This window comes from Tabrizicola sp. TH137 (assembly GCF_002855575.1).
Lineage (GTDB): Bacteria > Pseudomonadota > Alphaproteobacteria > Rhodobacterales > Rhodobacteraceae > Paragemmobacter.
This window is the reverse complement of record NZ_PKRQ01000007.1, coordinates 146,925-161,848: the sequence shown is the minus strand read 5'-3', so window position 1 is coordinate 161,848 and position 14,924 is coordinate 146,925. Positions and strand designations below refer to the sequence as shown.

The 14,924-nt window shown below is 67.3% G+C and carries 16 protein-coding genes; 11 read left to right on the top strand and 5 right to left on the bottom strand.

Annotation, left to right across the window (positions count from 1 at the left end):
* Nucleotides 1-8 precede the first annotated feature (8 nt).
* The 3 genes from C0V75_RS19315 to fsa are packed head-to-tail and all read right to left on the bottom strand — an operon-like array spanning nt 9 to nt 2,348.
* Nucleotides 9-947 (bottom strand): tyrosine recombinase XerC, encoded by a 939-nt coding sequence (locus C0V75_RS19315; protein ID WP_254216534.1) that lies wholly within the window; start codon nt 945-947, stop codon nt 9-11.
* Nucleotides 944-1,639, bottom strand: a complete 696-nt coding sequence (locus C0V75_RS19310; RefSeq protein WP_101922611.1) for a DUF484 family protein — start codon at nt 1,637-1,639, stop codon at nt 944-946. The genes C0V75_RS19315 and C0V75_RS19310 overlap by 4 nt, the downstream gene beginning before the upstream one ends.
* A 55-nt stretch (nt 1,640-1,694) precedes the next feature.
* Nucleotides 1,695-2,348: a fructose-6-phosphate aldolase gene (fsa, locus tag C0V75_RS19305; protein WP_101922610.1), complete on the bottom strand. Its 654-nt coding sequence runs from the start codon at nt 2,346-2,348 to the stop codon at nt 1,695-1,697.
* A 114-nt stretch (nt 2,349-2,462) separates the two neighbouring features.
* Between fsa and C0V75_RS19300 the strand changes: the two genes are divergently transcribed.
* The 7 genes from C0V75_RS19300 to C0V75_RS19270 all read left to right on the top strand — a co-directional run bounded on the left by C0V75_RS19300 (nt 2,463) and on the right by C0V75_RS19270 (nt 9,884).
* Nucleotides 2,463-4,655, top strand: coding sequence for a primosomal protein N' (locus tag C0V75_RS19300; RefSeq protein ID WP_101922609.1), 2,193 nt, complete (start codon nt 2,463-2,465; stop codon nt 4,653-4,655).
* 267 nt (nt 4,656-4,922) lie between these two features.
* Entirely contained in the window at nt 4,923-5,492 is a 570-nt protein-coding gene (locus tag C0V75_RS19295) for a hypothetical protein (protein WP_101922608.1), read from the top strand.
* Nucleotides 5,493-5,595: 103 nt separating this feature from the next.
* Nucleotides 5,596-6,837 carry an MFS transporter gene (locus C0V75_RS19290; protein WP_101922607.1) on the top strand — a complete coding sequence of 414 codons (1,242 nt, stop codon included), beginning with the start codon at nt 5,596-5,598 and terminating at the stop codon, nt 6,835-6,837.
* Between the two features lie 96 nt (nt 6,838-6,933).
* A complete protein-coding gene (gene msrA / locus C0V75_RS19285; RefSeq protein ID WP_101922688.1) occupies nt 6,934-7,584 on the top strand; it encodes a peptide-methionine (S)-S-oxide reductase MsrA in 651 nt (216 codons plus the stop codon).
* 41 nt (nt 7,585-7,625) lie between these two features.
* On the top strand, nt 7,626-8,489 hold the full coding sequence (locus C0V75_RS19280) for a trans-aconitate 2-methyltransferase (RefSeq protein WP_101922606.1): 864 nt from the start codon (nt 7,626-7,628) through the stop codon (nt 8,487-8,489).
* 36 nt (nt 8,490-8,525) lie between these two features.
* Nucleotides 8,526-9,398, top strand: a complete 873-nt coding sequence (locus C0V75_RS19275; RefSeq protein WP_101922605.1) for a 50S ribosomal protein L11 methyltransferase — start codon at nt 8,526-8,528, stop codon at nt 9,396-9,398.
* A gap of 132 nt (nt 9,399-9,530) precedes the next feature.
* Nucleotides 9,531-9,884, top strand: a complete 354-nt coding sequence (locus C0V75_RS19270) for a hypothetical protein (RefSeq protein ID WP_101922604.1) — start codon at nt 9,531-9,533, stop codon at nt 9,882-9,884.
* A gap of 115 nt (nt 9,885-9,999) precedes the next feature.
* Here the strand turns inward: C0V75_RS19270 and C0V75_RS19265 are convergent, their stop codons facing one another.
* The gene (locus C0V75_RS19265) at nt 10,000-10,203 is read right to left on the bottom strand and encodes a DUF1127 domain-containing protein (protein ID WP_101922603.1); all 204 of its coding nucleotides are present in this window, start codon (nt 10,201-10,203) and stop codon (nt 10,000-10,002) included.
* A gap of 321 nt (nt 10,204-10,524) precedes the next feature.
* Here C0V75_RS19265 and ruvC point away from each other — a divergent pair, with 321 nt between their 5' ends.
* Genes ruvC through ruvB form a run of 4 tightly spaced genes read left to right on the top strand, consistent with a single transcriptional unit; the run spans nt 10,525 to nt 13,736 of the window.
* The gene (gene ruvC, locus C0V75_RS19260) at nt 10,525-11,043 is read left to right on the top strand and encodes a crossover junction endodeoxyribonuclease RuvC (RefSeq protein WP_101922602.1); all 519 of its coding nucleotides are present in this window, start codon (nt 10,525-10,527) and stop codon (nt 11,041-11,043) included.
* Nucleotides 11,040-11,720: a Holliday junction branch migration protein RuvA gene (gene ruvA / locus C0V75_RS19255; protein WP_101922601.1), complete on the top strand. Its 681-nt coding sequence runs from the start codon at nt 11,040-11,042 to the stop codon at nt 11,718-11,720. Before ruvC ends, ruvA begins: the two co-directional genes overlap by 4 nt.
* Before the next feature lie 42 nt (nt 11,721-11,762).
* On the top strand, nt 11,763-12,665 hold the full coding sequence (gene htpX, locus C0V75_RS19250) for a zinc metalloprotease HtpX (RefSeq protein WP_101922600.1): 903 nt from the start codon (nt 11,763-11,765) through the stop codon (nt 12,663-12,665).
* Nucleotides 12,666-12,707: 42 nt separating this feature from the next.
* Nucleotides 12,708-13,736, top strand: a complete 1,029-nt coding sequence (ruvB, locus tag C0V75_RS19245; protein ID WP_101922687.1) for a Holliday junction branch migration DNA helicase RuvB — start codon at nt 12,708-12,710, stop codon at nt 13,734-13,736.
* 78 nt (nt 13,737-13,814) lie between these two features.
* On the opposite strand, the gene C0V75_RS19240 is transcribed toward ruvB, so the two are convergent.
* Complete coding sequence (locus C0V75_RS19240; RefSeq protein ID WP_101922599.1) at nt 13,815-14,813, bottom strand: AraC family transcriptional regulator; 999 nt, start codon at nt 14,811-14,813, stop codon at nt 13,815-13,817.
* Between the last annotated feature and the right edge of the window lie 111 nt (nt 14,814-14,924).

Sequence of the window (14,924 nt, the reverse complement as noted above, 5' to 3'; positions counted from 1 at the left end):
AATTCCTGTCAGGCGCGGGGATGCGCCTTTTCGTAGACTTCCATCAATCGTGATGCATCGACGGCGGTATATGCCTGCGTTGTGGACAGCGAGGCATGGCCGAGCAGTTCTTGGATCGCGCGCAGGTCGCCCCCTGCGGAGAGAAGATGCGTGGCGAAGCTGTGGCGCAGGGCATGGGGGGTGGCGGTGGCGGGCAGGCCGAGCTGCATCCGTGCCTTTTCCATCACCAGGGCGATGAGGCGGGGATTGAGCGGGCCGCCGCGGGCGCCGCGAAAGAGCGGTTCGGTGCGGGACAGGTCGAAGGGGCAGAGGCGGGCATAGCGGGCGACGGCATCGCGGGCGGCGGGCAGGACGGGGACGAGGCGGGTCTTGCCGCCCTTGCCGGTGATGCGGAGGACATCGGGGAGGGGATGGGCCGCACCGGTGAGGCCGAGGGCTTCGGATATCCGCAGGCCGCAGCCATAGAGCAGGGTGACCACGGCGGTATCGCGGGCGGCGAGCCAGTCTTCGCGGTGCTGGTCGCCGACGGTTTCCAGCATGGCGCGTGCGCCCTCTTCGGTCAGGGGGCGGGGGAGTTTGCGGGTGAATTTCGGGCTGCGGGCAGAGAGGAGGGGGGTGGCGTCCTGGCCGTCGCGGTCCGCCAGCCATGCGGTGAAGCCCTTCACGGCGGAGAGGGCGCGGGCGAGCGAGCGGGCCGAGAGGCCGCGCCCGCGTTCATGCGCCATCCAGGCGCGCAGGTCGGCGAGGGGCAGGGTGGTGAGGCTGGCGGTGCCTTCCGCGCCGCCGCGATGGCGGGCGAGGAAGGCGAGGTAGCCGCGCACATCCCGGCCATAGGCGGTGACGGTGTTTTCCGCCGCGCCGTCCAGCGCGCGCAGATGGGTGAGCCAGCGCGCCAGCGCGTCGCGGGCCTGCGGGGAGATCATCCCCTCGGCGGCGGTGTCGGTCATTGCAGCCAGCGGCGCATGGTCCGTTCGAAGACCCCGGCGAAGAAGGCCAGAAGGTCTGTGCCATGCGTTGGCTTGAACTGATGCGGGTCTTCGGCCCCGAGGACGAGCATCCCCGGCAGGCGGCCCTTGCCGAAGTCGAGGCGCATCAGCGCCTCGGACCGGATCCAGCCGGCGCGTTCGCCATAGAGGGCGTCATTGTCGGGCTGGACCTGCCGCAGCACCACGGGGCGCATCGGCACGTTGCGCCCGCCGGCGAGGTAATCGGTGACAAAGCCCGGTTCGGCCACGTAAAGCACATCGCCCAGTTTGCGCAGCAGGGCGGGGCTGTCTTCGGGCTGCACGCTTTCCAGCACGAGGCGGATGCAATCGACGCGCAGGGTGGCGGCCACGTCGGAGGCGAGTGATTTCAGGAAATCCTCGAAGCTGAGCGGGTCGAGCATCTGGAGGATGGCGCGGTGGATCTGGTTGGTGCCCGCGAGGTTTTCGTAAGCGGCGGCGATGACGGAGCGGTGGGTGTCTTCCAGCCGTTCGAGCCGCGCCTCCAGCCGTTCCATCGCGATGCCGCGCAGATCGACGATGTTTGATCCCATCGCCCGTTCATTGGCCGCGATGAGGGCGTTCATCACGTCCTTGTCTTCCAGCAGAAGCTCCGGCTCCGAAAGGAGCCGGTCGCGCAGGTCAGGTTCGATCATGTGGTGCACTGCCCGGTGTTGTTCTTGGTGATTTGCCGGACAGTATAGCAGGGTTTCAGAGGATCTTCTGCCCTGTTTTTGCCCAGTCCTTCATGAACTGGTCGAGGCCCTTGTCGGTGAGGACATGCGAGGCCATGCCCTTGATGACGGCGGGCGGCGCGGTCATCACGTCGGCGCCGATCAGGGCGCATTGGGTGACGTGGTTCGCGGTGCGGACGGAGGCGGCGAGGATCTGGGTGTCGAAGCCGTAATTGTCATAGATCGTGCGGATGTCGCCGATCAGTTCCAGCCCGTCGAGGTTGATGTCATCCAGACGCCCGATGAAGGGGGAGATGAAGGTCGCGCCCGCCTTGGCGGCGAGAAGCGCCTGATTGGCCGAGAAGCAGAGGGTGACGTTGACCATCTTGCCTTCGGAGGAGAGGACCTTGCAGGTCTTGAGCCCGTCCCAGGTCAGCGGCACCTTGACGGCGATATTCGGCGCGATCTCGGCCAGCTTGCGGCCTTCGGCGATCATGTCTTCGGCCTTGAGGGCTACGACCTCGGCCGAGACGGGGCCGGAGACGATGGAGCAGATTTCCTTCGTCACCTCGATGATGTCGCGGCCGGATTTCAGGATCAACGAGGGGTTGGTGGTGACGCCGTCGACCATGCCCAGATCGTTGAGTTCGGCGATGGCGTCCACATCGGCGGTATCCACAAAGAATTTCATCGGCGCGGTCCTTATGGGTTGCGAGGCTTTGGGGGCGGGTTTACCCCAAGAGGCCGCCGGGCGGAAGGGCCGGGCGGGCGCGGCGGCGATAAAAATGTATGAGGGTGGTGACATTTGTATGACCGAACCTATCAGGCGGGCGAACTGGTCGGCGTGCTGACGACCGAACCGCTGGGGCGCGTGCTGGATTACCGCGCGCCCGAGGGGGGCTGCGGGGATGGGGATTTTGTCGAGGTGCCGCTGGGGCCGCGCCGCGTGCTGGGCGTGGTCTGGGGCCGGGGGCGGGGGGATTGGGATATCGCCAAGGTGCGGGCCGTGGGGCGCGTGCTGGAGGCGCCGCCGATGCGGGCGGAGTTGCGGGCCTTTCTGGGGAAGGCCGCGGATTACACGCTGACACCCTTGCCGCAGATGCTGCGCCTTGCCACCCGCGCGCCGGGGTTGATGGAGGGGGCGGCGTTGCGGCGGGTCTATCGGCTGGGGGGGGCGGTGCCCAACCAGTTGACCGATGCGCGGCACCGGGTGGTGGAGGCGCTGCGGGCCTTTGCGGGTGCGCCGATGACTTTGGGCGAGTTGGCGGAAGAGGCGGGGTGCGGGACATCGGTCATCAAGGGACTGGTGAAGCTGGGGGTGGTGGTCGAGGAGGAGGCGCCGCGCGACCTGCCCTTTCCACCGCTCGACCCCAAGGGCGGGCCGGAGTTGCAGGGCGATCAGGTCGCGGCGGCGGATGCCCTGGTCGCGGCAGTGGCGGCGGGGGAGTATGCGACCACACTGCTGAAGGGCGTGACGGGGTCGGGCAAGACCGAGGTCTATCTGGAGGCGGTGGCGGAATGTCTGCGGGCGGGGCGGCAGGCGCTGGTTCTGCTGCCCGAGATCGCGCTGACGGCGGAATTCCTGAAGCGGGTGGAGGCGCGGTTCGGCGCGCGGCCGGCGGAATGGCATTCGGGCGTCACGATGACCGAGCGGCGGCGGGTCTGGAAGATGGTGGCCACGGGGGGCGCGTCGGTCGTGGTGGGGGCGCGGTCGGCCTTGTTCCTGCCCTATCAGCGGCTGGGGCTGATCGTGGTCGATGAGGAACATGACACCTCCTACAAGCAGGAGGAGGGGGTTCTTTACAACGCCCGCGACATGGCGGTGTTGCGGGCGTCGATCGTGGGCTGCCCGGTGGTGCTGGCCAGTGCCACGCCATCGCTGGAGACATGGGCAAATGTGGAGGCGGGGAAATACGGGCGGCTGGACCTTTCGGCGCGCTTCGGGGCGGCGGAAATGCCGGAGGTGCGGGCCATCGACATGCGGGCCGAGAAGCTGCCTGCGGATCGCTGGGTGAGCGGGACACTGGCGGCGGAGGTGGCGGCGCGGGTGGCGAAGGGGGAACAGGCGATGCTGTTCCTGAACCGGCGGGGCTATGCGCCAGTGACGCTGTGCCGGGCCTGCGGGCATCAGGTGGGCTGCGATCAATGCGACGCGCGGATGGTGGAGCATCGGTTCCAGAAGCGGCTGGTCTGCCATCAATGCGGGGCGACGAAGCCGGTGCCGGTGGCCTGCCCCGCCTGCGGGGTGGAGGGGCGGATGGCTGCCGTCGGGCCGGGGGTGGAACGGCTGGCCGAAGAGGTGGCGGCGCGGTTCCCTGACGCCCGCGTGGCGGTGCTGTCATCGGACCTGTTCGGATCGGCGCGGGCCTTGAAGGCGCAGATCGAGGCGATTGCGGGAGGCGAGGCGGATATCATCATCGGCACGCAAATCGTGGCGAAGGGGCATAACTTCCCCTTGCTGACGCTGGTGGGGGTGATTGACGCGGATCTTGGCTTGCAGGGGTCGGACCTGCGGGCGGCGGAGCGGACGTTCCAGTTGATGCGGCAGGTGGCGGGGCGGGCCGGGCGGATGGAAGGGCGGAAGGGGGTGGCGCTGCTTCAGACGCATCAGCCGGAGCATCCGGTGATCCGGGCGATTCTTGGCGGGGATGAAGAGGCCTTCTGGAAGGCCGAGGCGGCGGAGCGGCGGGCGGCGGGGGTGCCGCCCTATGGGCGGATGGCGGGGATCATCCTGTCGTCGCCGGATGTGGCGCAGGTCTTCGACTTTGCCGGAGAGCTGGCGCGGCGGGACGCGCCCCTGCGGGCGGTGGGGGCGCAGGTCTATGGCCCGGCGCCCGCGCCCATCGCGCGGGTCCGGGGGCGGCATCGGGTGCGGCTGCTGGTGAAGGCGGAAAAGGGCGTGGCCTTGCAGGCGGCGCTGGCGGATTGGGTGGGGCAGATGAAGCTGCCTGCCAATCTACGGCTGGCGGTGGATATTGACCCGCAAAGCTTTCTCTAGCGCCAGACCCGCCATCTAGCGGGGCAATGGGCGGAATGCCGCCCTATCTGGTATCTTCTTGGTTTTGCCACAAAGATTGGGGGATATGCCTTAATTTCTCCGACCTTTGTCTGTTTTTTCCGGGGAAGGAATCAGGCACTGTGACGTTGTCCACAGGCCAAGCCTTTGACGGCAAAGCGGTTGACAGGCGGGCTGGACCGCCGGAACGGGCGATGCGTGAAGACCGGACGAAAGTTCGGGGCATCCGTGTCGCAGGAGGTAAGGAAAATGGGTCTGACAAGGGCCAAGGGTGCCGCTGCGATCATGGCAGGGGCTGTCTGTGCGGGGCTGGTGGCGATGCCGCAGGCCGCGCGGGCGGATGTCGTGGACAAGATCGCCCCGGAGAGCATCGCGCGGGTCCAGCTTCTTGGCCCGGTGACGGTGCTGACGGAAGAGGAAGCCGAGGCCATGCTGCGGGCCGAAGGCTTTGCGGTCGTGGAATCCGAGCGCACGCTTCTGGGCCGCATCCGCATCCTGGCCGAAGGGCCGCAGGGGTCGCGCGAGATCGTGATCCATCCGGGCAGCGGGCGCGTGCTGCGCGACATCTTCACCGAGGCGGAACGTCCGACGGCGGTGATCGTGCCGGCCGCACCGGCAGAGGTGGCGACGGTGGTGGCCAGCCTGCCCGCCGAGACGCAGCCCGTGGTCGAGGAGAGCCCGGTCGTGGTGGAAGAAGTGGCGGCGGCGGTGCAGGACAGCGCGCCCTCCGAGCCGGTGGCGGATGCCGCGCCAGCCGAACCGGTGGCGGATGCCGCGCAGGCGGAGCCGACCGCGCCGGAGGCGGAACCCGCCCCCTGATCCTGTTGCGGCCTGCGCGCGGGTGGCCCTGCGGGGCGACCGCGAATGTCACCGATACAAGTTCAGCCTGTCCTCGCTGCCGCGAAGGGCGTATGGCCTAGGCATGTTCCTGCGCACCCTGACCCTTGACGAGGCCGAGAGCCTGCCGCGCTGGCGGCGGCCGGAGTCCCTGCTGTTCCTGATGGCCTTCGCGATGCCGGTGGCCTTTGCGACCTGGTCGGCGCTGCTGAACAATTTCGTCATCGAGGTGGCGCATTTCTCGGGCGTGGAGATCGGCTGGCTGCATACGGTGCGCGAGATTCCGGGCCTGCTGGCGGTGGGGGTGATCGCCCTGATCCTGGTGATGCGCGAGCAGGTGCTGGGCGTGGCGATGCTGGGATTGCTGGGCCTGGCCTCGGCGGTGACGGCGTGGTTTCCGTCTTTCGGGGGGCTGCTGCTGGTCACGCTGATGTCGTCGATCGGGTTCCATTATTTCGAGACGGTGAACCAGTCGCTGCAATTGCAGTGGATCGAGAAGAAGCGGGCGCCGGAGGTTCTGGGGCGGATCGTGGCGGTGGGATCGGGCGCATCGCTTCTGTCCTATGGCGCGCTGGTCCTGCTGTGGGAGCCGCTGGGGTTGAGCTATGACCTCGTCTATCTGGTGTCGGGCGGGATCACGGCGGGGATCGCGCTGTTCTGCTTTCTCGCCTATCCGCAATTCGAGGGGCCGCATCCGCAGATCAAGCGGATGGTGCTGCGGCGGCGCTATTGGCTGTTCTATGCGCTTCAGTTCATGGCCGGAGCGCGACGGCAGATCTTCGTCGTCTTTGCAGGCTTCATGATGGTGGAACGCTTCGGGATGAAGGTCTCGGAGATGACCATGCTGCTTCTGGTCAATTACGTGCTTCAGATGGTGGCCGCGCCGGCGATGGGCCGCGCGCTGGGCCGGTTCGGCGAGCGGCGGGTGATGGTCTTTGAATATGTCGGGCTGACGCTGGTCTTCCTCGCCTATGGCGGGCTTTACTGGTTCGGCTGGGGGCTTCTGATCGCGGGGGGGCTGTATATCCTGGACCAGATGTTCTTTGCGCTGTCTTTCGCGCTGAAGACCTATTTCCAGAAGATCGCCGATCCGGGCGACATCGCGCCCACGGCGGCGGTGGCCTTCACCATCAACCATATCGCGGCGGTCTTCCTGCCGGCGGCGATGGGCTACATGTGGGCGAAAAGCCCGGACTGGGTGTTCCTGATGGGGGCGGGGATGGCGCTGGTAGCGCTGGCGCTGGCGCTGATGATCCCGCGGCATCCGGAGCCGGGATATGAGACGGTCTTCGGCACATGGCGCGCGCGTCCGGCCCCGGCGGAGTGACGGGTCAAAAATCTTGTGAAGATTTTTGCAAATTTCTTCCAAGAAATTTGGGCGGCGCATCCCTATATTCGACGGGAACCGATGGAGGGTCTGGGGATGTTTTTCGTTGATCGCCGCAAGATGGAGATGGTGACGCCGGACAAGGCGCTGCCCGGACGGGCGGAGCCGCTGCCCACGGCGGAGACGCATTTCCTGTCGGGCATCCCGCTGAAATCGCCGGTGCCGGAGGGGATGGCCGAGGCGATGTTCGGCATGGGCTGTTTCTGGGGGGTGGAGCGGAAGTTCTGGCAGAAGAAGGGCGTCTGGCTGACCATGGTCGGCTATGCGGGCGGCTTCACGCCGAACCCGACCTATCGCGAGACCTGCACGCAGTTGACCGGGCATAACGAGGTGGTGCGGGTGATCTTTGACCCGGCGGTGGTGAGCTATGCCGAACTTCTGAAGCTGTTCTGGGAGGGGCATGATCCGACGCAGGGAATGCGGCAGGGCAATGATGTGGGATCGACCTATCGCAGCGGCATCTACTTCTATGATGAGGCGCAGGCCGCGCTGGCGCGCGAGACGAAGGCCGCCTATCAGGCGCGGCTGACGGCGGCGGGCCATGGCGCGATCACGACGGAGATCATCCCGGCACCGGTCTTCTATTTCGCCGAGGACTATCACCAACAGTATCTGGCAAAGAATCCTGACGGTTATTGCGGCATCGGGGGCACCGGGGTAACCTGCCCCATCGGACTGACCGCCTGAAGAAGCGGCAGCGCTTTTCTGGGGGGAGGCGGTTACCGCAAATGGGGTCGGGGCGCATCGACACGCGCACCGTCGGTCTGGAGGCAGGCTGCGCGCTTGCCCGCTGGCTGACGGGCAAGGAACACATGCATTACGGGCTGTGGGCGGGGCTGGAGCCCGTGGCGGCCAATCTGGGCGCGGCGCAGGAGGCCTATAGCCGGCGGCTGATGGCGCTGTTTCCGGAGGGGCGGCTGCGGATACTCGACATCGGGGGCGGCGCGGGCGAGACGGCGAAACGTCTGATCGCGCTGGGGCATCGGGTGGAAATCGTGGTGCCGTCGGCCTTTCTGGCGGCGCGCTGCCGGGAGAATGCGCCGGGCGCCGTGGTGCATGAGGCGATGTTCGAAGAGGCAGCGGTGACGGGGCCGTTCGACCTGTGCCTGTTTTCGGAGAGTTTCCAGTATATCCATCTGCATGACAGCCTGCCGCGGGCGAAGGCGCTCTTGGCGCCGGGCGGGGCGATTGTGATCGGCGACTGTTTTCGCCGCGATGCCGGGCCGTGGCGGACTGCGCCGGGGCGGACGGTGGGCGGCGGCCATGTTCTGGGCGATTTCCGGGCGGCGGTGGCGCGGGAAGGGCTGGTGATCGAGGCTGAGGAGGAGGTGACCGCGGAGGTTGCCCCCTCGATCGACGTGGAACAGGCGTTTTTCAACGTGCTGGGCGTGGGCGTGGCGGGGCTGGACCGCGAGTTGCGGGCGAAGCGGCCTCTGCTGCGGGGGCTGGCCGTGGGGGTGCTGGGCCGGGTGATGGGCGAGCGGCGGCGGCAATCGCTGGCGCGGCGGCTGACGGCGCAGGAGCGGACGTCGGCGGCCTTTCTGGCAAGCAACCATTACCTGCTGATGCGGTTGCGCCCCGGGGCGGTTTAGGGTTTACGGGGACCATCCCTGAAGGAGATGCGCCCCATGCCCACCTATTCCGCCCTGACCACGCTGGAAGGCGAGGAGGCCGCCGTCGCGCTGGCCAATGCCATCGAGCGGATGACGCCGGAGCCGACGGGGGTGGGCGTCTTCGAGATCGAGGATGACAGCGGGCTGTGGGAGGTGGGGGCCTATTTCCTGGAAAAGCCCGATATGGTGATGCTGGAGGTGATCGCGCTGGCCTTTGGCGCGAAGCCCTTTGCCCTTTCGGAACTGCCCGAGATCGACTGGGTGGCCAAGGTGCGGCGGGAGTTGAGCCCGGTCGAGGCGGGGCGGTTCTTCGTCTATGGCAGCCATGATGCGGACAAGGTGCCGGAAGGGCGGGTGGCCTTGCAGATCGAGGCGACGGTGGCCTTTGGCACCGGGCATCACGGCACGACGCTGGGTTGCCTGCGCGCCTTCGACCGGCTGTTCGAGGCTGGGTTTCGTCCGGGGCGCGTGGCGGATGTGGGCTGCGGGACGGCGGTCCTCGCCATGGCGGCGGCGGCGGTGCTGCCCGAGGCGCTGGTGATCGCGTCGGATATCGACGCGGTGGCGGTGGAGGTTGCGCTTGCCAATGTGGCGATCAACGGGCTGGAGGGGCGGCTGGACTGTCTGGAGGCGGCGGGCTTCGACCATCCGCGACTGGCGGCGGCGGCACCTTTCGACCTGGTCTTCGCCAATATCCTGAAGGGGCCGCTGATCGAACTGGCCCCGGACATGGCCGCGCATATCGGCCCGGGCGGGCTTGCGATCCTGTCGGGATTGCTGGTGGTGCAGGCCGAGGCGGTGACGGCGGCCTATGAGTCGGCCGGGTTCACGCTGGAGGGGCGCGAGGATATCGGGGAATGGTCGACCCTGGTGCTGCGGCGGGGCTGAGCGGCGCGAACAGACGGGATTTGAATTAAATCTTGCGGCAGAAACGTGGCGAAGGGCCCCGTTTGCCGCAATTTTGCCACGATTCATCCGTAAAGGCTAACGCCGGTGGGGGTTGGAATCTGGGGTTCATCCATGTCCGACCCGAATATGAAAGAGTTCTACAATCGCGTGGTCCGGATCGAACAGGCCCATTCCATGGGCTATGGGTTCGAGGCGGAAGGGACATTGGGCCGTTCCTTCTATCGCCGGACTCCCGTGCGGCGCCGTCCGGTGTTCCGGATCGGCGTCTTCCTGATTTGCTTCTGCTTTGGCATGAAGGGCGCGATCCATTACAATATGGGCGCCGAAAGCTATGACCGCCGCGTGGCCGAGATCGAGGCGCGCGGGGGGCTGGATGCGGTGCAGGGCTTTCTGATGCGGTCCGAACCCGTGACGCGCCTCATTTCACATGGCATCGGTGTCGTCATCGAGCGCAGCCGGACCTGACGGTCCGGCGGGGCGTCCGCGCATCCCGGCCGCCGCTTTTGCCACAGTCTGAAATGCAAAGAGCCGTCGTCCCCCACGGACGACGGCTCTGGCATGTCGGAGCGGTGCTGAGAGTTCAGCGACCGATCATTTCGATGTCGCCGCGGCACAGGCCGATATCGTCAAGCTCACGATCGGAGAGCTTGGCGAGCGCCTTGCGGGTGACGCGGGCGTCGTTCCAGTTCGAGAAGGCGATGAAGCCGTTGCTGACGAATTGGACAGCGCGGAAGATCGAAATGGCGCCGAACGGCGCCGGACGGGTCGTTTCATAGGCGGCCATGGGAGGTAATCCTTTATAAACTGCTCATGGTGGAAGCATTCTTGCTTCACGACAGCCATATAATCGTGCTGCGGCTGCATAACCAGCGCTGCAAAGGCAAAGCACCCTTGCAATGGACGCATGACAGAAAGGGGCTTTATGCCCCTGTTTTTGCTGGATGATACGGTTTCGGACTGCTTTGTCGTCGGTTTGTCGACGGGCAGCGTCGCTTTCTGCGACTGCATAACAAATCGTTTACAAATTGTGCAAGAGGAAATGGCATTTGCCGGATGTTCCCGTTTCGTGCTAGTTCTGCGGCAAGCAAGGAGAAAAGGGGCAGGGATGCGGGTTCTGGGAATCGACCCCGGTCTGAGGAACCTCGGCTGGGGGGTGATCGACGTGGCGGGGGCGCGGCTGACCCATGTCGCCAATGGCATCTGCCATTCCGCGCCGGGCGAGGCGGAGGGCGATCTGGCGCAGCGCCTGCTGTCGCTGCATTCACAGCTCACCGAGGTGCTGCGGCAGTGGCAGCCGGATACGGCGGCGGTGGAGCATACTTTCGTGAACAAGGACGCGGTGGCGACGCTGAAGCTGGGTCAGGCGCGGGGGATCGCGCTGCTGGTGCCGGCGCAATTCGGGCTGACGGTGGGGGAATATGCGCCCAATGCGGTGAAGAAGACGGTGGTGGGCGTGGGCCATGCGGCCAAGGTGCAGGTGGATCACATGGTGAAACTGCATCTGCCGGGGGTGAAGGTGGCGGGGCCGGATGCGGCGGATGCGCTGGCCGTCGCGATCTGCCACGCGCATCATTGCCAGAGCGCGGGGCGGTTGCAGGCGGCGCTGAAGAGGGCGGCGGGATGATCGGCAAGATATCGGGGCGGCTGGACTGGCGCGGGCCGGATACGGTGCTGATCGATGTGCGCGGGGTGGGGTATATCGTCCATGTGAACGAACGCACCATGGCCGCGCTGCCTGGGGTGGGGGAGGCGGTTTCGCTTTATACCGATCTTCTGGTGCGGGAGGATCTGCTGCAACTCTTCGGCTTTCCGACGATGCTGGAGAAGGAGTGGCACAAGCTTCTGATGACGGTGCAGGGGGTGGGGGCGAAGGCGTCGATGGCCATTCTGGGCGCGCTGGGCGCGGAAGGGGTGGCGCGGGCGATTTCGCTGGGCGATGCGCGGGCGGTGCAGGCGGCGCCCGGCGTGGGGCCGAAGCTGGCGCAGCGGGTGATCCTGGAGTTGAAGTCGAAGGCGCCGGGATTGATGGCGATGGGGGGCAAGCTGTCGGTATCCGCCGTGGCGGATGAGGCGGATGCGGTGATCGAGCCTTTTGCCCCTGCGCCGAAGAAGGCGGCGAAGGTGGATGGGGCCGCGCAGGCGCGGGCGGCGGCGAGTGCGGATGCGCTGTCGGCCCTGGCGAACCTTGGCTATGGGCCGGGGGATGCGGCGCAGGCGGTGGCCACGGTGGCTGCCGAAAGCCCGGAGGCCGATGCGGCGGGGTTGATCCGGGCGGCGCTGAAGCTGTTGGCGCCGAAGTAAGGCTTGCACGGGCGGCGCATCTTCCCATCTTTCTTTGCGTGGATGACGGAGGGTCGGGCCATGGGCGGCTATGCCAAGACATTCATCCTGATGGCGGCGCTGACGGCGCTGTTCATGGGGATCGGCGCGATGATCGGGGGTGCGGGCGGGGCCGTGCTGGCGCTGGTCTTCGCGGCGGGGATGAACCTGTTCGGCTATTGGAACGCGGACAAGGCGGTGCTGCGGATGACCGGCGCGCGCGAGGTGGATCTGTCCAGCGCGCCGGAATTCGTGGGGATGGTGCATCGGCTGGCCGACGGGGCGGGGATGCCGCGGCCGAAGGTCTATGTGATCGAGACGGATCAGCCCAATGCCTTTGCCACCGGGCGGAACCCGGAGAATGCGGCGGTGGCGGCGACGACGGGACTTCTTCGGCGGTTGACTGCCGAAGAGGTGGCGGCGGTGATGGCGCATGAATTGGCGCATATCCAGAACCGCGACACGCTGATCATGACGGTGACGGCGACCTTTGCCGGGGCCATCGCGATGCTGGCGAATTTCGCGATGTTCTTCGGCAACCGGGAAAAGGCGGGGGGTGTGCTGGGCCTGATCGCGGTGATGATCTTTGCGCCGATGGCGGCGGGGCTGGTGCAGATGGCGATTTCGCGGTCGCGGGAATATGAGGCGGACAAGGCGGGGGCGGCGATCTGCGGCAATCCGATGTGGCTGGCCTCCGCGTTGAAGAAGATCGACGCCTTTGCCAAGGGCATCGACAATGTGCAGGCAGAGCGGAACCCCGCCGTGGCGCATATGTTCATCATCAATCCGCTGCACGCGCATAGGCGGGATGCGCTGTTTTCCACCCATCCGGCGACGGCGAACCGGATCGCGGCGCTGGAGGCCTTGGCCGCCGAGGGGAAGCGCTGGGGCAAGGTGGGGGTGCAGGCGCGGGGGCCTTGGACCTGAGTGGCTTGCCAAAGGGGCGGCGTTCTGTGAATGTTCCCGCCCATGATGACCCCTGATCCCACGCTTCGCCCCGACCGTCTGCCGGAAGACACCGACCGCGCGCTGCGACCGCAGGCGCTGGAGGAATTCGTGGGGCAGGCGGAGGCGCGGGCCAATCTGCGCGTCTTCATCGAAAGCGCCCGGATGCGGGGCGAGGCGATGGATCACACGCTGTTCCATGGGCCGCCCGGTCTGGGCAAGACGACGCTGGCGCAGATCATGGCGCGGGAGTTGGGGGTGGGGTTCCGGATGACTTCGGGGCCGGTGCTGGCAAAGCCCGGCGATCTGGCGGCGATCCTGACCAATCTGGAACCGCGGGATGTGCTGTTCATCGACGAGATTCACCGCCTGAGCCCGGTGGTGGAGGAGGTGCTGTATCCGGCGATGGAGGATTTCGCGCTGGATCTGGTGATCGGCGAGGGGCCGGCGGCGCGGACCGTGCGGATTGATTTGCAGCCCTTTACTCTGGTCGGGGCGACGACGCGGCTGGGGTTGCTGACCACGCCGCTGAGGGACCGGTTCGGGATTCCCACGCGGTTGCAGTTTTATACCGAGGAGGAGTTGGACCTGATCGTGCGGCGGGGGGCGCGGCTGCTGGGCGTGCAGGCCGATCCGGAGGGGACGCGCGAGATTGCGCGGCGGGCGCGGGGGACGCCGCGCGTGGCGGGGCGGTTGTTGCGGCGGGTGGTGGATTTCGTGCTGGTCGAGGGGGATGGGCGGCTGACAAAGGGGATCGCCGACCGGGCGCTGACGCGGCTTGGGGTGGATCATCTGGGGCTGGATGGCGCGGACCGGCGCTATCTGGGCCTGCTGGCGGAGAATTATGGCGGCGGCCCGGTGGGGGTGGAGACGATTGCGGCGGCGCTGTCGGAGGCGCGGGATGCGATCGAGGAGGTGATCGAGCCGTTCTTGTTGCAGCAGGGGCTGATCCAGCGCACGCCGCGCGGGCGGATGCTGGCGGCCAAGGCCTGGCGGCATCTGGGGCTGGAGCCGCCGAAGGGGCCGGGGCAGCCGGATCTGTTCGAGGCGTGAGGGAATGGGGCTTTGCGCCCCTACGGCCGCGCGGGACGCGCGGCCTGCCCCCGCAGAGTATCTTTCACAGGATGCAGGTCAGGTCTGGCGGTGGGTGGATTGCCATTCCGTGGGCGTCTGGCCCGTGATGCGGCGGAATTCGCGGTTGAAGTTGGATTTGGTCAGGATGCCTGCGTCGAGCATCGCCTCGGTCGCCGTGGCGCCTTTGGCGAGTGCCGCACAGGCGGCGCGGATGCGGTAGCCGTTCACGAGGCGCGAGATATTGTCGCCGGTGGCGCGGTTAACGGCGGTGGATAGGCGTTTGGCGGGCACCTGGAGGCGGCGGGCAAGCTGGGTGAGCGTGAGGTCCGGGTCGCGCCAGAGGCGGCGGGTTTCCATCAGGTCGTGCAGGCGGGCCATGAGGGCGTGGTCGTCTTCGGTCGCCATGGGCGGAACGGGGCTGTCGCGGGTGTCGCCTGGGGCGGTGAGGCGTTCGGCGGCCAGTGCCAGCGTGCCGATGCCGAGGAGGAGCGCGGTGGTGGCGATATCGACGATCAGCGGTACGCGGGCAGCGTGGCCTGCGGCCATGGCGGCGGCAATGCCGAAATCGGACAGGGAGGAGAGGCCGAGCGCGAGGGCAATGCCGCCCCAGAGGAGGCGTGGATGGCCGCCCTGGCCGAGGCGGGTGCGCGGCAGGTCCGGCCCTGTGCGGTGCAGGGCGAGGGCGATGGCCGCGGCATAGGCGGCATAGGTGAGAGGGACGAGGAGTTCGAGGAGAAGCCCGCCCTGCCAGCGCAGGGCGAGCGCGGCCAGCGGGCCTGCGGCATGGAGTACATCGCGGGGGGCAAGGGGGTGGGCGAGGCCGTCGGCCTTCCACGCGAGCCAGGCGAGGGCGGGGATCGCCATGGCGGTGACGGGCTGGGCGAGGCGGGCGCCCGCATGGCCGTAATGGAGGGCGAGCGCATTGATGAGGGCCTGGACCGCGAGCAGGGCGAGAAGGCCCGCGATCACCGGCACAGGGCGGCCACGCAGCGCCATCCGCAGCGCGAGGAAGCCGAGGATCAGGGACAGGACAAGCGGCAGGGGCAGGGCGATCATGGGGACAGGGGTAGTCCTCGAACCGGTTTTGCACAACCTTGAACCGGTTTCAGGGCGCGGGGCGGGGAATGGCTTGGCAGGGAGGGGGTGTTCGAAACCTTGCCAACCGAT